This window comes from Siphonobacter sp. BAB-5385 (assembly GCF_002261125.1).
GTDB lineage: Bacteria > Bacteroidota > Bacteroidia > Cytophagales > Spirosomataceae > Siphonobacter.
Genome location: NZ_NMPS01000038.1, coordinates 95686 through 114382 on the forward strand (window position 1 = coordinate 95686; position 18697 = coordinate 114382).

Sequence of the window (18697 nt, forward strand, 5' to 3'; positions counted from 1 at the left end):
GTTAAAAGTTGTTAGCGGAAAATGAAGGGTACATTCGGAGCAGTCGCTTTCGGATTACAAATCCGAAAGAGCGTGGATTGTAACTCCGAAAGAACGTAGATTATAAATTCGGAAGAGCTAAACGATCCAACGGCTAACTTTTAAGCGTAACACCATTATCTGCCGTAAAAGTGTCACTTTACTGGAAATAAACGAATGCCCAAATAATCACCGGAAGTCATTCCTAAAAATGAATGTGTACTTTTACGGGCACTCTAACTATATATGCATGCTTTCCCGACTTTTTTGTTTAGCCTTCATTGTTTTAGTGTTTAGTAGTTTCAGTAGTGATCCCATTGAGAGAATAGGGATTAAAGGCCCGTTTACCTTCAATCAAACCCAGTTCAAACTGGCCTGGACCGCTAAACCGAACGATTTTTATTACATTCAGGAATACCTGCCCGCGGGCGAAACCCCGGAGAAATTTAACCAGATGATCACGTTTTATCTGCTTGATAAAAACGTTGAAGTAAAAGCAGCAGTAAGTCAGAAAGTAAAGGAATTAGAGAATCGCAAAAAGACGGACCCAACGTGTAATTACGTAGTCAGCGAAAGTCCTGACGGAAAAGAATTTATCGTTGATTTTATTTTGAGTGAAAGCAAAGGAAACGAATTGAGTACGGTCGAGTTCAATGTCTATCGGTACCAACGGGTTGAAATTCAGCCGAATCAGCCGGGTGTTCTGGTTTGTGCGTACTCCAAGCGGGCGTATGACAACGAGATTACTACGTTCCTGAATCGCTTGAAAGAAGACCGGATGGCGTTTATCAATGAGATGATTAGCCTGAATATTCCGACTGTTAAACTGAGTAAATAACGTCTTTTATTACGCTTCGGATTGAACGTATTCGATTTCTATCATTTTATGAAACGTCCTCTTATTCCTGATCGTAATACGTATAATCCTTCGTAATTTTTCCCTTTTCAATTGTAAAAACGGTACAAATGGGTAATTCCCATTTGTTGCCATCGGGCATGGAGCCGGAGGATACAAATTCAACAATGACCCGGGTGTCTCCGGAAGGGTAAATACCCGTAATTTCATCGTGAATATCCGGTGTTTCCTGGTGCATGGCGGCGTACTTTTCAACGATTTGCTTTCGGGATTGCATCACGGCTTTTGTACCAAAAGCCGGATCTTTGAATTCGGTAGAATCGCTGTAAAGAGCCGCCATCCCTTCCCAATCATGGGCGTTGAAACGTTCGTATACCTTGCGGGCGATGGTTTCGTTTTCAGGCATCTTCTTTTTTTCAGCGTCTGGCTGACAGGCGAAAGCAACTGAGGCAATCAAGCCTAGTACGAGTCGTTTCATGAAGAATAGGGAAATGAGGTAGTATAGTTTTATTCACTCATTATCAATCATTTCATTCGCCTATAGCGGCTTCATGCAATCTTACCTTTTTGATTTCGCCCGTTTTTCCTGCATTCGGAAATCCACTATTTTCTCAATCAGTGCGTAGGGAATAGGTTGCGTAAGCGGAAACTGGGCGGTGCCTTTTGCTTTTCGGTACGGGGCGAGTTCAGCCTCGAACGTACTCTTCGAAGGTACCGGGTAAAAGCCAATGTGATGTTTATAGGCCGCAAAATGCACCAGGTTACCGTGCAGCGTAAACGTAGGAATGGCGTATTTGATCGTTTCTTCGGCTTCCGGAGCGGCTTTTTTCACTACCGCACGAATTCGCTGAAGAATCGCCTGAACGTCGTCGGGAAAACCGGCGATGTATTCATCCACGCTGGCAGGCACAATGCTTTTCATACCGATCGAAGGTTTTCGCTTGCTGATACAGCAAGGTACGTTTAATTTCGGTTTGATTTATACTTTAGGCTGAGGGGGTTGGGTCTCAACCCAACCTTACTAAATAGGTCGAGCCTACGGCTCTTTGATGCTCTACTCCACTAACGCAACAGAGCTGTAGGCTCGGCACATCTCTTAAGAACGGATTTCAATCCGTTCCCAACCCTAATGAAAACGAAGTTTGTCGCCCCTGATTCGTATGTCTTTTACTTTTTTAATATTTTCCGGATTTTTACTTAATATTTTAATTAGAACCAGATTTGTCTTTTCTTTTTTGTCTGAGATATGATCAATAATGATTCGAAGCAGATTGCTTTCGTCAATAAAGTATTCGGAATAATCAGAAGTACAAATTTCTCCATCTATACTAAAAACAGTTGGCTTATTGCTAGATCGGTGTATTTGGTTTTCAAATCGCTCAACGAAATAAGATTAGGCTTGTACGTACTTTTAGTTTCGACGTATAGCTGATGTTCATAATCGATTCCCTTTACCTGTATTTTTTTGTGCTCAACCGTTATGCTTTCTATTTGTTCAGGTGGTATACCCGCGACGGGAATATTTCCCGCGAATTGATCATTTACAAAAACAGCCAGATTCTGATTTTTTAGTTTTGCGGATTGCTCCAGATGGACTACCCGAAATACCGTATCCGGAACTACTGGAATTGATGGGTTGATCGCTTTTCCAGCAACCTCTTTAGGCATTTGTCCATAGACGGCTATCACCAGAAAAGTAAGTATTAAGCAGAAAAGATATTTCATCGCTTTAGAATTTAAAAGGTAGTGAGGATTAAGGAATCAAGTACGTTCATACGGCCAGATTTCCTGTGGTTAAATCTGTAATTGCGAAACAAGGTAAATACCCTAGGTAGGTTTGATGTATTCCTTAAGATTTTTTAACCCCTCTTTTTATTTATGGCAGGCATACCTTTTCTTGCCTCCATACGCTAATTCCTCAGCCATGACCCGTTATCTCATTGCCGCTCTCCCACCTGAATCTATCGCCGAACCCATCTGGGCCTACAAACGCTACGTAGCCGAGCACTACGGCAGTGTTCGGGGTTTGCGGGTATTGCCGCATATCACCTATGTAAGTCCGTTTACCTTGTCCGAAAAGGTACCTATTTCGTCGTTGGCACAACAACTGGAATCTTTTTTGGGAAGCTTTCAGGCCGAAACTATTCAGCTGACTGATTTCGGATATTTTTCCACGAATCGGGGCCACGTGATTTATGTAGCCGTTGAGAAGACGGAACGCATGGAGCAACAGTATCTTACACTCGATGCGTTTGTGCGGGAAAGCCTGCAAGTATCCCTGCCACCGATCCATTCCGTATTTACACCGCACCTGACCATTGCGTACCGGGACCTGAGTCGCCGGCAGTTTGAACAGGCCTGGCCCTATTTTGAGCAGGAATCCTTTTCCGCTCGTATGCCTTTAGACGCCCTCTGGCTGTTGCAACACACGGGCAAGCAGTGGGAACCGCTTCGAAAATTTGACTTTGCCAGTAACGCTTAACTAGTTAGAGTTAGCCATAAAGGCACGAAGTAAATAGAAGCCTCACGAAGAAGCATTACTGGATCGATCGTAGTGAACGCTTCAGCCAATTCCTATCGAGTGATAATCTGTACTGGTCCCCGCAAGCCCGCCTCCAGTAACGGTCTGCCCTCCAGTCGGTACGGGGCGGTGGTAGTAGTGATGCGTTGTTTTTCGGGCAACCGATGGTCACCCATGAGCCGATTCGCCCAGGTATTACTCACTTCAATTTGCAATTGATTTTCTCCGGCTTTGAGGTATGACGTGAGTTCAACGCGGTACGGAAACGTCCATGCTACGCCGCAGGATTGGCCATTAAGCTTCACCTCAGCCATATTGGCTACTTTCCCCAAATCCAGCCAGTAGCGACCTTTTTGATCTGACCACTGAAAGGTTTGCGTATACGTAGCCGTACCCGAATAGTACCGAATGGACGAGTCGGCATGCTGACTCCAATCGCTAAGTGTAGCGAAAGTTTGAGTTTGGGCGGGGCCGCCGAACGCCGGATCAAACTGTACCTGCCAGGGTTGTGACAGGGTTTGTACGCGTTGTGATTCCTTTGCCACCTGACCCGTACCTTCGTTTTGCTTCGTCGGTTTTCGGAAAATGACGAATACCGAAGCATTCGGCTCCAGACGAAGCGTTACTTCCGTCCGGTTGGGGTGCATTCGCCACTGATCGGCGTTCAGGAGTTCGTCAGTGACGGCATCGTATAGTTCGGGTTTTTTGCCCCGCACCCGGAAAGAAGCCGTAATTTCCCGTACTTTTTCCTGCTGATTTCCAATAAAATACAGATCCATGTCAGCACTGCGGCGGTGCGTCCAGGCGAGGTCTTTAGCGTATGTACCGTTCGTCTCTGTAAACGCTACATCCCGTTCAATTCCCAGCGACGCGAAAGATTCCAGTTCATAAGGCAATTGAATGACCCGGCCTTTGCCTAACGTCTTGGCAACCAGCCCATTTTCCATTTCAAAACGCCCTTCCCATAATTCATTACTAACCTCTTTCGGTCCTTTTCCGGCGGAAAAAAAGCCTGATCTTCGATCAACACGGTGGCTCCGGCTTTCGCCAGAGCAACCAGCTTGTTAGCCGTTTCGGGGGTTACGAAAGGCTGATTTACGTTCAGTGGATGCCTGCCGGGAACGACCACAATCCGATACGCCGTACCCGGAGCAAAACGTACGCTGGAATCGCTTACGGTAGCCAGTCGGGTCAACGCATCGGCACTGAATGAGTCGTAGGCGTAGCCCCGCAGGGGATCAACCCAGTGTTCGGGATCCGCCATGTTGGCCGAATGCGATACGCCCAGGGGTTTGACGCGTAAGGGTTCGCCTGTATTCGCCAGTCTCCGGGCCTCGCTCTGTACCCGTTCGCTGCCGAAAATACCCGGTAAGGTGTTCACCAGTCGGTCGGGCAATACCGAACGCCGGGGCAAGTCGTCGCCCGTAAACACGGCTATATCCGCCACGGGTTTTCCCAGTTGTAGTAAGGTCTGGCAACGCCGGGCGTACTCCACCCAGGCCCGACCGGGTTTCCACCAGGTTTGATCGCGTTGAAAGTACAGTCCTACACCGTCAAGCGTCATGCCGGGTTTGCGATCCAGCCAGGGATTGTGTGAGAAAACGTGATAGACCAGTTTATTGATTCCCAGGGCATAATTTCGATCCTGCAAGGTTTTGAGCATGCCGGGATGCTCCGACCAATCCATGCGAACGGTGGTAAAGCCCTCGGCCTGTACAATATTCTTGCCATAAATGTGAGCTGCCGACGTGGCGTCGAGCATGTCGTTGGGTTTATCGTGCGTGGGACTATTTAGCCAGAATTCGCCCATCGGAATATCGACCTTCCGGTAATGAGCCAGTCCATCACTCGTCATCGTCGGAGCCACGCTTTCCGCTGAAAACTGTACGCCGTGCTGTTTCGCTAGTCCGGCCAGGGTGGTATAGAATTTGTCCACGACCAGTTCCGCTACCGTTCGCCGCAGGTCGTACAGCACCTGTTCGGACGTCTCGGCCGATACCAGCGGAATCCCCGCCAGCACGGGCAGGTACGGCAGTAGATCGTAGCCCCGGCGTTTTTTAAATTCCGCCGGAAACGTGACCGACCAGTTCTGACTCCCGCATTCCCAGCTATCCACGTGCAGTACTTTCAACACGTCCTTACTCGGCCCAATCTGCCGCTGGGCTTCGCCAAACCAGCGATTGAATTGCAGCGTAATGGCCTGCGGGTTGAATTTGTCACATTCCAGTCCCTTGCCGGCTCCGGCGGTGGCGTTGGTGTGTCCGGTGGAGGTATGGCCCATCCGGATGATCGTCCAGGTACCGGCAGGAGCCTGCCAGTCCAGTCGGCCATCGGCCTTGAGTTTACCCGTCAAGTTAATGATTTTGTTCAGCGGTACGCATAATTCCCGGGGAAGCTGCTGCTCCGTCGAACGCGGACTCACCCGCCAGACCAGAGCCGATTTTCCCTCATACTGATGAATTTTGGGCTCGGCGGATAATGCTAGTCCGGTAAGCTTTAGCGTAGGTTTCCATTTCGCCGCGTCCAGGTCTTCGGCCCCCGGTTCCGAGCCTTTTTTGTCGGAAATGAAACGAAAATACCGGGCCGTAGTCGTCGGAATGGCGTGGGTGACATCCGCGTCGGTATCCTGCCAGCCGTGCCGGGGCGGCTGTAGCTGCGTCACGGGTCGGAAGGTTTTACCATCGTTACTCGCTTCCAGTTTCAGGCGATGAGCCTGTACGTTATTGCCGGGCGTTCGCACCAGTAATGACCGAACCGTAACGGGCTGCTCATACGCGTACTGAATCCAGCAGACGGTATCGCTTCGGAAGGCCTGCTTGTTGGTGGGATCAATCAAAAACTGCGGAGAGCTTCCGGACTGACTGGAAGTTATCACTGGTTTGGAAGCGATCGTAGGTGAGGCGGGAATGGCGAACACCGCAATATCCTTGTAGTAGTTTTCCTGCGTGGGCGGTTGCGGCAACACGCCCGAAAATGGCTGATTCCCCTGCACCTGCGTCGTGGCGTATACCACTTTCTGCATCGATAATTCCGGCGTAATCCAGGGTCCTCCGGCCAGAGCAAAACCATCGCTCACGTGCATGCCCATCTCCAGCTTCAGCCGTTTGGCTTCCTGCATGGCGTGGCGTACCAGATCCCACCAGTGCGGCGTGAGTTGTTCGGCTACGGGTGTGTACACGGGCGGATTCTTCGCTCCCTGAATCGGCATCAGGTACGCCCCCCCGATCCCCGCCGCCTGCATGGCTTCCAGATCGGCAGTGATGCCTTCTTTTGAAACACCCGCCTGCATCCAGTACCAGAATACCCAGGGTTTGGCCGATGAAGGCGGATTCGGCACGAGTTGCGTCAACCCGCTGCCCGACTGGGCAAAACCTGCCGTGCTGAGGAGCCAGCATATAGTGAAGAGTAATTTCGGAAAACGGATAAGCCTCATACAAGTAAATTACGGTATCAACCCAAAACCTTCGCCTTTTTCTAAAGGCCCGAACGCTTTAGAGGAAAGACGGATTTTAAGTTTTATTCCTTGGAAAAGAACGCTATTATTCTTTTGCCTGCAACACGATTTCCGATCCCTTCAAGCCTTCTGCGGAAGCTTTCAGCCGAATGGTCCCTGCCTTTTCGTGGGTACGAATGATGGCCAGACACAGGCCATTGTAAGCCCGGTGGTACGAGGCCTGAAAGGGTTCCGTGCTCGCCGGGAAACCGTTGTCAACGCCCGCAAGCGTTCCTTCGCCTTCGAGATCAAAGTGCACCAGATGCCCGGCATTCGGTACCAGATTGCCCTGTTCATCCAGGATTCGAACGGTAACAAAGGACAAATCTTTTCCGTCAGCGGTCAGCTCTTTGCGATCGGCCACCAGTTCGATTCGGGCAGCTTTTCCGGCGGTATTGATTTCTTTGGTCAGAACCGTTTGACCATTTTTCCGGGAAACGGCTTTCAGGGTTCCGGGTTCGTACTTCACTCGCCATTGCACGTGCAGGCGATCGTCCGTTTTCTTTTGGGTACCGAGTGATTTTCCGTTCAGGAACAGTTCCACTTCGTCGGCCTGGTTGTAGTAGGCCCAGACGTCCACGGTCTGGTTTTTCTCCCAGTTCCAGTGCGGAAACAGGTGTAACATCGGCGTATTGGTCCATTCCGACTGATACATGTAATACACATCTTTCGGAAAGCCCGCTAGGTCAATAATGCCGTAGTACGAGCTGCGGGCGGGCCAGGGATACGGGTGCGGTTCGCCCAGAAAATCAAAACCCGACCAGACGAAACATCCCGCCAGATGCGGGTATTTTTTGATGACTTTCCAGACGTCTTCGTGCGTGGAACCCCAGTACGCGAATACGTTATCGTAGGCCGAAGCCGTAAAGTCGATATTCCCCTCCACCAGTTTCGATCGGCCGCTGCGGGGCCAGAGTTGCAGGGAGTCCGAGGGCATGATATAGTCGCCCCGGGTTTGCAGGCCTGAAACGGTTTCGGAAGGCAGGAAAAGCTGATGGGGAAAGGTTTTGGGCAGATCGGCGTAGGCTTCGTGTTTGTAGTTGAAGCCCAGTATATCGAGGGCTTTCGACTGATAAATGAAGTTTTTCTCAGGAATGTTTTCCGTCAACGCCGACGTTACCGGACGGCTGGTATCTAGGTTTTTAACGATCTGTACCAGCTCTTTCGCAAGGGTGGTACCCGTGGAATCAAATTGCTCCCGAATCTCATTGCCGATGCTCCAGAGGATGATGGAGGGGTGATTACGGTCGCGTTTCACCAGATCTTCCAGATCCCGGCGGTGTTCCTGATCCCAGAACATGGAATAATCTTTCGCGGACTTTTTCTTCTTCCACATATCAAACGCTTCATCCATCACCAGAAAACCCATCCGGTCACACAGGTCCAGAAACTCCGGAGCGGGGGGATTGTGCGAGGTACGGATGGCGTTGCAGCCCATGGCTTTCAGTAGTTCCAGCTGCCGCTCCATGGCCCGCACGTGGACGGCCGCTCCGAGGGCTCCGAGATCGTGGTGCAGGCATACGCCCAGAATCTTCGTCGGCTGATCGTTCAGGTAAAAGCCTTTGCTGGCATCGAAACGAAAAGACCGCACGCCAAAAGGCGTTTCCACCTGATCCACCAGTTGATTGTTCTGATACAACTGCGTCCGCAAGGTGTACAGATACGGGTTTTCGATGGACCAGCGGGTGGGTTTGGCAAGCGTTAACGAAATGGGCTTTTGAACATTCTTGGCCTGTTGGGTAGCGATTACCTTCCCCGCCGCGTCCAGAATGGTTTGCACCAGTCGATCGCCGCCCGAGACCTGCGTCTGCACCTGCACCTGAGCCTGCTGAGCGGTCACGTTCGGCGTCGTTACGAACACGCCCCAGGGACGGATGTGCGTAGGCGAAGTGGTGACTAGCCGAACATTTCGGTAAATCCCGGAACCCGTGTACCAGCGGGAATTCGGCTGAACGGAATTATCGACGCGAACGGCGATGACGTTAGGTTCTGTACCAAACTTCAAATGCGGTGTCAGGTCGTACTGAAAGGAGCTGTACCCACTTGGCCGAACGCCCAGGGAGTGTCCGTTAATCCAGACTTCGCTGTTGCGGTGTACGCCGTCGAATTCGATGGACACGCGTTTTCCCTGAGCGGTAACGGGCACGGTAAACGTTTTGCGGTACCAGCCGATACCTGTCGGTAAGGCTCCGCCCTGCGTGGTAGTCAGGTGATCTTTGCTGAATTGACCGCTGATACTCCAGTCGTGGGGCAGGGTAACGGACTGGCTTTTGGGATGCTGGAAACGGACTTCTCTGGCCTCGGGCACATCCGCAAGTACCAACGTCCAGTCTTTATTGAATGACTCGACTTGTCGGGGGGAAACCTGGGCGTAGGTTTGAAGACAGATTAGCGACAAAAAATGAATACGTATTTCATACCAGTACCCCGGATGGCATCCGGGGCTATTTAAGTGGAAGCCCTCCGGGCTTATTCGACCCTCTCGACCTAAGCCCGGAGGGCTTGCATGTGATTAGTCCCGGATGCAATTCGGGGAACATACCGGGATTGTCCGGGAATCCCTCTAACCTTACTTTTTCGCAAATTCTTTTTCACTCTTTCCTACATCTTTCGAAGTAGCGACGGCGATTCCCCGCTGATCTTTCTTATTCACCGCACAGTAGAAATGATACACGACGCCCTGGTGCTTGAGAACGAACGATTTGTGAGCGTATAATGCATCGTAGGGTTCGGAAGGCTCGATTAGATTGGGGCCCGTCCAGTCGGTCCAGTGCACGAGGTCTTTGGACGCAGCAAAACGGTTAAACCCTTGAGCTTTCTGATCTTTCCAGAAGGCTCCAAAATAAAACATCACCCAGGTGTCTTTGATTTTCTGGAGAACCGCATCGCCCGTGATACCGACCGGATGCTGGAGAACGGGCTCTGGTTCAAAGCGTTGCCAATGCTCCATATCGTCAGAGAGGGCCATACCGATGCGTTCGAACCAGCGGGTTTTCAGGTTATTTTTTGCCGAATCACCATTGGCGTTGTAGTACATCACAAAGCGATGCCCCGTCAGCTTTTGCGGATCCTCGATGACCGAGCTTTTAAACAGCTTGCGATTTTCCCACCAGCGGGTATCGGGGTCTTTAGCCGTGAACAGGGGTTTAGGAAACCGTTGCCATTCGTGTACCTGGGTAGGTTCTTTCGTTGTATAGGCCATACCGATGGATAAATCACCCGCTTCGTAGCCCCGGCCATTCCCTCCGATATACGACATCCAGTATTTGTTCTGATAGGCTTTCAATTCATAGCTCCCACCCCATTCCGTATCCTGCAGGGCGTTGTATCCGGCTTTCTGGTGAGCGTCCCACAGCGTCGTATCGGCGGAGAAGGATAAGAGACGCCCTTTGTTTTCCCAGTGCAGGAGGTCTTTACTTTCGGCTAGCCAGGTTTCGTACCCGCGACCGTCGTACTGCAAATAGGTCATGTACCAGTTCTTACCCTTCCGGAACACGGTGGGACAATCCATCTTTTTGGAATCATCCTCCGTGACCATTACCAGACCGTACTTGTAGGGCGTTTTGACTTCGTCGTACAACTGCTGCATTTCCGTTGCAGGGACACTGGTTTTCTGGGCAAAGGCAATCGAGGCAAGAAGCGAATATAGTAGAATCAGCGGCGTACGAATCATGCGAAAAAGACCTGTTTTGTGCAGTTACTTCTTTGAACGTTACAAAACTAAAGGCGTAAATCCGCAGTATTCTCTATCATTTTTTCTAAAGATTGTATGAAATTGCCGCCAGCCTATGTCTTCTCCGAATCACCAGCCTTACAGCTTCGTCCGAACCAGTGACGTTTGCAAAGGCTAGCGATTGGTAGTTATGCGGTCTATAGATTTAACTACTGACTTACCAACCGATAGCGTCCTGAGCCTACGATTACTTTCGTTTTGCCTTCCACGAGGCCCAGTATTTTAATTTCTTTTACTTCCTGAATGGGTCGATTGCTTTCGGTTAGCGTACGCGGGTCCGAGGTGGGAAGCACCAGCGTAGCCGTCGTATTGACCGGAATCTCTACGTTCAGTTCAAACGTATTCCCGGATTTCTTCCAGTCACTAACAATCAAGCCGTACGGGGACTGATACGTCGCTTTGGCCTGCGTTATATCGCCGACGGGTTGCGGTTCGATGACGATTTGTTTAAAGGCAACCGATGATGCCTCCTGCTTGATTCCGGCCAGTCCGGCGTAGAGCCATTCCATCAAATGGCCCAGCATAAAATGGTTGTTCGACGATGTGGGCAAGGCCTCCCAGGATTCCGTCAGAGCCGTCGCTCCTTTCGCCAACTGATAGCCGTAGCCGGGCACATCACTGCGGCTGTTCATATCGAAAATCACATCCGAGCGGCCCGCGTCTTCCAGTACCCGGAGCAGGTAGCGGTAGCCAATATCACCGGCAGTCAGCCCATTCTTCCGACGTTTAATATCCTGAATGATGTGTTCGATCACCGCCGCTTTGTCCTGCTCCTCCACCAGTTTCATGTACACCGCCATGGCATTGGCCGTTTGACTGTTGGTGGCGTACTGCTTGGTTTGAGGGTTGAAGAAGGTATCATTGAAAGCCTTTTTCACTGTTCCGGCCAAGGCCTGATACGCCGCTGCATCCTGCGGTTTGTTCAGTAACGTAGCGATCTGTTGAAGAATCATCAGGTCGTAGTAGTACATGGCCGTACCCGTTACGCCCATGGGTGTCAGCTGCGAAGTTCCCGGCGGTTTGGGTCCCAAGTCATACCAGTCGCCTAAGCCCTGCGAGAGAATATGATTTTTCGCTTTCGTACCCAGGTATTGAATGTAGCGTTGCATCATCGGGTAACTCGCCGCCAGTTCGCTTTTCTCACCGTACCACTGATAGAGATACCAGGGAGCGAGAATGGCACTGCTCCCCCACTCCGGCGAATCGCGGAAAATGCCGTCACCCCAGTGAAATTCCACGTACTCCGGGGCGATTTCCGGAATCAGTCCATTCGCCAGCTGCGAGGCTTTCATATCCTGAATGGACTTTTTCAGCAACAACGCAATGTCATACGGATACCGAACCGAGCCGCCCATGAGGTGTACCTGCTCCAGCCAGCCGAGTTTTTCGCGGTGCGGGCAGTCCGTAAATACACTCGCCATGTTACTCTTGATGGCCCAGTCGATCAGCGTATGGGTTTGATTGAAGAGTAGATTGGAACTTACGAACGTGCCCGTATTCGGGGCCACGTTTCGCGTATGTAAGCCCCGTAATTCCAGGATTTCGGGTTGTCCATCCGGGTTGTCCTGCCTGGTGGGTACGCCACCCCGCATCTGTACGTACCGGAAGCCATAGTACGAGAACCGAGGTTGCCAGGTTTCGACGCCCTGTCCTTTCAGAATGTATTCGAAGTAATACGGTCCGCCCGTCGTTCGCTGGGTAATGAGGCCGTCTTTCAGTAATTCGGCCGGATAAATCCGCACCGTATCGCCTTTATTGCCCCGGACTTTCAAATAAATAATCCCGGAGAAATTTTGTCCAAAGTCGTATAACCACTCGCCCGTTTTCGTTTTCGTCAACGATTTTGCCGTGAATACGTCGGCTACTTTCAGCGGTTCCTGTAGTTGGAGGGTGAGTACGGGTGAACCCGTTACGCGTATCGGTTTCTTCCAGGACGTATCGTTGAAACCAGCACTGTCCCAACCGACTTGCTCGAGGCGGGCGTCGTAATTTTCCCCGCCGTAAATGCTGGAAAACGTAAGGGGGGATGGTGCCGTTTTCCAGGAATCATTCGTGACAATATCTTCCGTTGAACCATCCGCGTACGCCAGTTGCAGCCGAGCGATGAGCTTGGGATACCCGAACTGTACTTTGAGTTTTCGGAAACGACTTTTCACGGGCGGCACGTAGTAAAAGCCATTGCCCAGCATAACCCCGATGACGTTTTCGCCTTTTTGCAACTGGTTGGTCACATCGAACGTCACGTACTGGGCTTCTCGGTCGTATTTGGTCCAGCCCGGATCGAGGAAGTGATCGCTTACCTTTTTCCCGTTCAGGCTCATTTCGAAGTGGCCCAGTCCACAGACGTAGGCCGTTGCTTTTCGAAGGGGTTTCCGTAGAACGAAGGCTTTCCGGAACAGCGGCAGGACGTTACTTCCCGTCACTTTATCCTTCACATCATCCCGGGGCAGCGGATTTACCAGCGAATCGGCCAGTTTCTCGTATCCGATCCACTGACTATCCTTCCAGTCAACGGGCGTGAGCAAACCCATATGCCAGGAAGCCGGGGCCGACCATTCGGACGAGTGCTGTTGGGTGTCCCACACTTTTACTTTCCAGTAATACGTTCGGGTGGCCTGCAAGGGTTTTCCCCGATAGATGATTTGAAGAGACGAATCAGACGCGATTTTTCCCGAGTCCCAGTACGTACCCTGCTGACGACTTAAGGCCTCTTCCGAATCGGCCACCAGAATCTGATACGCTCCCTGCCGGACATTCCGGGTATCGGCTGACAATTGCCAGCTCAGGGCCGGATGTTTGCTTTGAACGCCCAGGGGTTCCGTTCGGTACTCGCACCGCAGGTTCACCACCCGCAAGGATTGAGCAGAAAGCTCGAAAAATGCCCCACTTAGGATACTGAATAAAACTAGAAAAAACCGTCGATAACCAATCATGTCAACAACCAATACCGATGAACAAACAACCAAATTCTACAGCGAGTAACTCACCCGATAACTTTTCCCTTTTTCAATCGTCATTTCGTAGGAACCAGCCCCGGTTAAACGGATTTCGCCCTGCTTGCTGGTGGGTTTCTTTTTGCTTTTGAAGCGAAGCGTACCCGTTCCGGCGGCACCCGTCACCTTGATTTCTTTGCCACTACAATACACCTCTACTTCCCCCTGCGGCGTCGGCACTTTTCCTTCGATCCACTGCAGGCCACCCAGATTCGGCTCAATCAGATAGGTCTGATACGCCGGGGCGGTCGGTTTTACGCCCAGATAATACTTGCCCAGCAGGTACAACGGGCTGGCTCCCCAGGCGTGACACAGGCTCTTGCCAAACTCGCGACCGTACATGGCATAATGTTCGGCTCCTTTTTTGTCCGGATTGTATTCTTCCCAGAAAGAGGTCGCTCCGAGTTTGAGCATTCCGCCCCAGTAATCTTTCATTTCTTTGGTTACGTACGGTTGCTCGCCCAGGGCACACAGGGCTTCCAGCTCGTAAAAACGCATGTACGGCGTTGTAATTTTCGGCACCTGATTGTTCAGTAACACGTGTTGCTTGACTTCCTGTTTCTGGGCGGGGTTGAGGTAATCGAAAAAGACGGCGAACATATTCGCGTACCGGGTCACGTGCGGAGTTGAAACGCCGTCTACCCGGCTGTGTACCAGAGCGTGTTTTTCGGAATTCCAGTAGTATTGAAAGAGCTTGCCTTTTACTTCTTTGGCCAGTTGAGCATACTGACTGGCGTCCTCAGCATGGTTCACGATTCCGGCACACAAGGCCATCGTTTCCAGACTTCGGGCGAAGAGTAGTTGCTCGAAACTCACCTCTCCTTTTTGCTCAGTCCCTCCGCCCAGTCGATAAAAACCCAGTCGCCGGACAAGCCTTCCAGCAACCCGTTTTTATTCCGCCGGGTCAGACAGTAATCCATCAGACTTTTCATCCGGGGATAAAACTGCTGGATGAAGGTTTTGTCGCCCGTAAACTGGTGGTAATCGTAAATGCTGATGAACCAGTAAAAGGTGTAGTCCATGATGGTATTGATGTGGCTCGTTACGGGGTCTTTGCCGCGTAAGGCCAGCATGGTACGAGCCACGGACGGCGAATCGAAGAAGGAATAATAATTCATCAGGTAACTCTGGGAGGCGTCGCCCGACCAGATCCAGCGGTCACGTTTGATGCCGTCGATGAAAAATTCCCGGGTATTCAGATGAAGCGTATAGAGAGCAACGTCGTAAATTTTATTGATTTCTTCGTCGGAACAACGGAAGCCGCCCCGCTCCGTAACGGGCAGGAATTCGTAAAGCATGGAAACGCCGTCGATGGCCACACTGCCGTCAAACTGCACGTTGACGTACCGAAAGGCTTTGGTCAGTTCCATCACCGAGTCGCGTTTGGCGGATTGGTTGATTTCCAGAAAATCCGTGGTTTCGCAGGTCTCCGTTGCCAGAGCTTCTTCCTTCGATTCGCCGTAATAAATCCGGACGTTTCCCTGACCCGTCAGCCCTTTCAGCTTCAGGAAACCAAAGGTTTCTTTCCCAAAATCCAGTAAAAATGACTTCGCCTGCTTATCGACCGTCACGGGGTTTTCTTCTTTCGTATTCAGTTTGAATTGCGAAGGCGGTACAAGCGGATCGTTGAAGTTCCAGGAACCCGCCTGTAACCAGGTCGTTCCCGACTGGTCGGAGGCTTTTCCCGTTTCATCAATCCATTCTTTATCCTCGAATGTCACCAGCCAGGAAGCGTCGGACTGGATGGTTTTTCCACGAACGAAAACAGCCGGAACGTGGGCCTGATTGAAGACTTTGAGGTTGATTTTATGCTTTCCGGCGGGTACCGTAATGCGTTTGGGATAGCCCGTGAGAATCTTGCCGTCGAGCTTGACATTATACCGGCCTTCCACAAAAAGCTCCACTTCTTCCGGTTGACTCAGGGTAAATTCCTTGTGGAAATCCATGAGGTTGTAATGACTATCTAGCTTCCAGAACGGCGGCATAAAAGTCGTGCGTTCCGTACGTCGATTCTGCATCTGGTTCCCCAGCCAGATTTCGTAATCGCCGGGATACCAGATCCAGGTCGCCTGAGCGAATACCGAAACGTTCATCAGGAGCAGGCTTAGGAGGAAGAGGTTCTTTTTCATTTGAATCAAAAATGTTAATCCGTCAGTACTACAGACTCTTGCACTAGTTTACTTTAACCCAGCTTCTGTTGCTATCGAAACAGCAGATACAGCGTCAGCATCGTAATCATCAGAGCAATCCAGGCCGCCCAGACTTTGGGCGTGGGTTTGACTACCACCTGTGTGGTATTGACCTGATAAACCGTCGGGTTTCGATCCAGTACGGAAATCAGCATCGCCAGCACCAGCAGGCTTACGAAAATCAGAAACGAAAGCAACAGGTAATGCGGCCAGAAATCGTAGCGGTCGGGCGGTAATACCCACAGATACACAATGCCGACGCCGAGGCTGAATACCGAACCAGCCGATAAAACGGTGTTGACGGCCAGTCGCGTGGTTCGCTTCCAGAATACCGTCAGCAGAAAGACGACGGCCAGGGGCGGAGCAATGAAACCCAGTACGGATTGAAACACGTCGAACAGGTTCAGTCCTTTGATACTGTCAATGGCCAGGGCCATGCCTACGGCAAACAGGCAGCCCGCAATCACCGTCAGACGGCCTACCCGAATCAGGTCTTTGTTGGTAGCCGAAGGGTTGATTTTTCGGGCGTACACATCCATCGTGAACACCGTACTCAGCGAATTCAGCGACGAGCCAATCGTACCGACCAGGACAGCAATCAGCACTACAATGACCAGTCCGTTCAATCCGGGCGGGAAGAGGTTGGTCACCATCGTCATGTACGCCTCGGCCGGATCCTTGAGGTTCGGGAACAGAATGTAACAGAGAATGCCGGGCAGAATAAACAGCGGCAACGAAAGGATTTTCAGCCAGCCGATGAAGTTGACGCCCAGTTGTCCCTGCTCCAGATTGCGGGCTCCCAGTACCGACTGGACCATCGCCTGATCGGTACAGAAGAAGGCAATGGCCGCTACCGGATAACCCAGCAGGATGGCATACCAGGGATATTTCGGATCGTCGGCGGGATGAATCAGGCTCCAGTAATCGGCGGGGGCTTGGGCATAAACGGCTTCCAGTCCGCCGACTTTCTGAATTCCCAATAGGGTCAATGTCAGCGATACGCCGATCAGCAACAGCATCTGAAAAACGTTGACGCGAGCAATGGCTTTTAGCCCGCCCGTATACGCAAACAGTCCGGCAAAAGCGACCAGTACTACCACCGACGGCCCCATGGGTAAGCCCAGAATCTGTCGTACCAGAAACCCGCCGGCGAACAGGCCGAGGGAAAGCCAGGAAATCAGAATCTTGATGAGGGCATACCAGGCCAGGATGGTTTGCGTGGATTCGCCGTATCGCTGACCCATGAATTCGGGCATGGTACTGACGTTGGCGGCTAGGTATTTCGGAGCGAAAACAATCGCCAGCAGAAAGAGAAAAACGAAGGCATACCAGTCAAAATTAATGGCGACGATCCCCGTGCTATACCCGATACTCGCGAAGGCCAGCAGCATCGACGGCCCGACATTGGTCCCCCACATGTTGAAGCCAATACTCGCCCAGCCCAGCGATTTGTTCGCCAGAAAAAGCGTTTCTTCATCCGCCGATTTTTTGCTTACGCTGGATCTAAAACCGATGAAAGCTAAAATCAGGACGTAAGCCGCCACAATCCCGTAGTCCAGCAGCGTTAAGCGGTCAATGATGTTGTTCATACAAAGATTAACTTCCCGGAAAATGATCGTTTTTCGGGAAATCGGGAATGAAGGTTAAAGTCCGTGCTCACGCAGCAAATCCGCCACTTTTACGGGTTTTCCCGTTTGCAGGGACTGGTCCATTGCCTGTAGCAAGGCCACGGTTCCGATGCCTTCTTTTACATCGGGATAGGCCGTTTGTCCGCTTTCCAGGCAGTCGGCGAAGTATTCGAGGTAGTTCTGGTATTCGCCCGCGTGATGACTTTTTCCCTCAAACCGGAAGTAGTGCTTGAGTTTGTGCTCCCAGGTCAGGATGCGTTCTTCGCCGGTTTTGTCGGTGATGGCGTACCGCAAATCCATGTAATCCCCCTGACTACAGCCTTCCGTACCCCGCAGGATGCAGCTCATTTCGCTATCGCGGGTGACGGGCTGTACGGGTCCGGTATAGGCTCCACTAACTCGGGCGATGCGTCCGTCCGTAGCCCTGAAAATGAAGTGCATGGTATCGGCGTTTTTGAGGCCGCCTTTTTTCCCATTTGAACTAAGCATTCCATAACCCATCACCTCTTCGATGTTGGGCAGGTACCAGCGAATGAAATCGACGGGGTGACTCAGACCACCGTACAGCCACTTGAAGGCGTTTTCGAGCGACCAGCCTTTGTCTAAGAACCAGCGGTGGTCGGCATGGTAATAACTTTCGATGGTGATCAGCTCGCCAATGAGTCCGGCTTCGTAGTCGGCCCGCTGTTTTTTCATTGGCTCGAAGAAGCGGGAACTTTGGCCAACGAAGACGTTCTTACCCGTCTGCTCGCTCAGTTCGATGAGTTCTTTGGCTTTGGACAGATCGTCAATGAAGGGCTTGGTACAGATGACGTGCTTGCCGTGCAGCAAGGCCTGTTTGGTATGCTCGGCGTGAAATTTATCGGGGGTATAAATGGCGATGGCATCGATGGTCGGATCATCGAGCAAGTCCTGATACTGCGTGGTATAGGAGTAAAAATCAAATTCCTTGGATCGTTGCAGACAGAGTTCGAGCTTCTGATCACAGACTTTGACGAGTTCGATTTTTGTACTCTGCAACGCTGCCGACATGGTGCTACGGCCCTCGCCCAATCCTAAAATTCCTAGCTTCAACATGGATGTATTTTTAGATCTTTTTTTATTGTTCTGGATTGCCTGGACCCAATTCAAAAGCTTTGCCCTTTTAGAGCTTCGTTATTCACCTAAACGGGGTTTGGTTCTCCTTACTAGCTGGCTAGTAGCCCGTGAGCCTTCCAGGCTGGACCTCTACGTAACTGCCTAGCTTAGCTCCAGGCCACCGCATTG

Annotated in this window: 14 protein-coding genes; 2 read left to right on the forward strand and 12 right to left on the reverse strand. The window is 51.2% G+C overall.

The window, feature by feature from the left end:
* The first annotated feature begins 268 nt into the window (after positions 1-268).
* Positions 269-856 (forward strand): hypothetical protein, encoded by a 588-nt coding sequence (locus BWI93_RS03570; RefSeq protein ID WP_094808788.1) that lies wholly within the window; start codon positions 269-271, stop codon positions 854-856.
* Between the two features lie 61 nt (positions 857-917).
* Here BWI93_RS03570 and BWI93_RS03575 read toward each other — a convergent pair whose 3' ends face one another.
* The 3 genes from BWI93_RS03575 to BWI93_RS03585 form a co-directional block, all read right to left on the reverse strand.
* Complete coding sequence (locus BWI93_RS03575; protein WP_094808789.1) at positions 918-1352, reverse strand: nuclear transport factor 2 family protein; 435 nt, start codon at positions 1350-1352, stop codon at positions 918-920.
* Between the two features lie 81 nt (positions 1353-1433).
* Positions 1434-1796: an iron chaperone gene (locus tag BWI93_RS03580; protein ID WP_094808790.1), complete on the reverse strand. Its 363-nt coding sequence runs from the start codon at positions 1794-1796 to the stop codon at positions 1434-1436.
* Positions 1797-2197: 401 nt separating this feature from the next.
* Positions 2198-2599, reverse strand: a complete 402-nt coding sequence (locus tag BWI93_RS03585) for a hypothetical protein (protein WP_094808791.1) — start codon at positions 2597-2599, stop codon at positions 2198-2200.
* Between the two features lie 199 nt (positions 2600-2798).
* Between BWI93_RS03585 and BWI93_RS03590 the strand changes: the two genes are divergently transcribed.
* A complete protein-coding gene (locus tag BWI93_RS03590) occupies positions 2799-3356 on the forward strand; it encodes a 2'-5' RNA ligase family protein (protein ID WP_176454118.1) in 558 nt (185 codons plus the stop codon).
* 92 nt (positions 3357-3448) lie between these two features.
* Here the strand turns inward: BWI93_RS03590 and BWI93_RS03595 are convergent, their stop codons facing one another.
* The 9 genes from BWI93_RS03595 to BWI93_RS03630 all read right to left on the reverse strand — a co-directional run bounded on the left by BWI93_RS03595 (position 3449) and on the right by BWI93_RS03630 (position 18508).
* Positions 3449-4342 (reverse strand): glycosylhydrolase-like jelly roll fold domain-containing protein, encoded by an 894-nt coding sequence (locus tag BWI93_RS03595; protein WP_094808793.1) that lies wholly within the window; start codon positions 4340-4342, stop codon positions 3449-3451.
* Entirely contained in the window at positions 4312-6828 is a 2517-nt protein-coding gene (locus BWI93_RS03600; protein ID WP_094808794.1) for a glycosyl hydrolase, read from the reverse strand. The genes BWI93_RS03595 and BWI93_RS03600 overlap by 31 nt, the downstream gene beginning before the upstream one ends.
* A 106-nt stretch (positions 6829-6934) precedes the next feature.
* Positions 6935-9286, reverse strand: coding sequence for a glycoside hydrolase family 2 TIM barrel-domain containing protein (locus BWI93_RS03605; protein ID WP_255157697.1), 2352 nt, complete (start codon positions 9284-9286; stop codon positions 6935-6937).
* A 171-nt stretch (positions 9287-9457) separates the two neighbouring features.
* Positions 9458-10561 (reverse strand): glycosylase, encoded by a 1104-nt coding sequence (locus BWI93_RS03610; RefSeq protein WP_094808796.1) that lies wholly within the window; start codon positions 10559-10561, stop codon positions 9458-9460.
* Between the two features lie 209 nt (positions 10562-10770).
* Entirely contained in the window at positions 10771-13554 is a 2784-nt protein-coding gene (locus BWI93_RS03615) for a family 78 glycoside hydrolase catalytic domain (RefSeq protein ID WP_094808797.1), read from the reverse strand.
* Positions 13555-13590: 36 nt separating this feature from the next.
* Entirely contained in the window at positions 13591-14430 is an 840-nt protein-coding gene (locus BWI93_RS28100) for an alpha-L-rhamnosidase C-terminal domain-containing protein (protein ID WP_217902222.1), read from the reverse strand.
* Complete coding sequence (locus BWI93_RS28105; protein WP_217902223.1) at positions 14427-15743, reverse strand: hypothetical protein; 1317 nt, start codon at positions 15741-15743, stop codon at positions 14427-14429. The genes BWI93_RS28100 and BWI93_RS28105 overlap by 4 nt, the downstream gene beginning before the upstream one ends.
* Positions 15744-15814: 71 nt before the next feature.
* On the reverse strand, positions 15815-17392 hold the full coding sequence (locus tag BWI93_RS03625; protein WP_094808798.1) for a sodium/solute symporter: 1578 nt from the start codon (positions 17390-17392) through the stop codon (positions 15815-15817).
* 54 nt (positions 17393-17446) lie between these two features.
* Positions 17447-18508, reverse strand: coding sequence for a Gfo/Idh/MocA family protein (locus BWI93_RS03630; RefSeq protein WP_094808799.1), 1062 nt, complete (start codon positions 18506-18508; stop codon positions 17447-17449).
* Positions 18509-18697: the final 189 nt, after the last annotated feature.

What these genes read in the sequence shown, in the direction of transcription:
- BWI93_RS03625 (WP_094808798.1), bottom strand. Translation starts at nt 17,392, where the DNA reads ATGAACAACATCATTGACCGCTTAACGCTGCTGGACTACGGGATTGTG.
- BWI93_RS03580 (WP_094808790.1), bottom strand. Translation starts at nt 1,796, where the DNA reads ATGAAAAGCATTGTGCCTGCCAGCGTGGATGAATACATCGCCGGTTTT.
- BWI93_RS03590 (WP_176454118.1), top strand. Translation starts at nt 2,799, where the DNA reads ATGACCCGTTATCTCATTGCCGCTCTCCCACCTGAATCTATCGCCGAA.
- BWI93_RS03600 (WP_094808794.1), bottom strand. Translation starts at nt 6,828, where the DNA reads ATGAGGCTTATCCGTTTTCCGAAATTACTCTTCACTATATGCTGGCTC.
- BWI93_RS03585 (WP_094808791.1), bottom strand. Translation starts at nt 2,599, where the DNA reads ATGAAATATCTTTTCTGCTTAATACTTACTTTTCTGGTGATAGCCGTC.
- BWI93_RS03595 (WP_094808793.1), bottom strand. Translation starts at nt 4,342, where the DNA reads ATGGAAAATGGGCTGGTTGCCAAGACGTTAGGCAAAGGCCGGGTCATT.
- BWI93_RS03630 (WP_094808799.1), bottom strand. Translation starts at nt 18,508, where the DNA reads ATGTTGAAGCTAGGAATTTTAGGATTGGGCGAGGGCCGTAGCACCATG.
- BWI93_RS03610 (WP_094808796.1), bottom strand. Translation starts at nt 10,561, where the DNA reads ATGATTCGTACGCCGCTGATTCTACTATATTCGCTTCTTGCCTCGATT.
- BWI93_RS03570 (WP_094808788.1), top strand. Translation starts at nt 269, where the DNA reads ATGCTTTCCCGACTTTTTTGTTTAGCCTTCATTGTTTTAGTGTTTAGT.
- BWI93_RS28105 (WP_217902223.1), bottom strand. Translation starts at nt 15,743, where the DNA reads ATGAAAAAGAACCTCTTCCTCCTAAGCCTGCTCCTGATGAACGTTTCG.
- BWI93_RS03575 (WP_094808789.1), bottom strand. Translation starts at nt 1,352, where the DNA reads ATGAAACGACTCGTACTAGGCTTGATTGCCTCAGTTGCTTTCGCCTGT.
- BWI93_RS03615 (WP_094808797.1), bottom strand. Translation starts at nt 13,554, where the DNA reads ATGATTGGTTATCGACGGTTTTTTCTAGTTTTATTCAGTATCCTAAGT.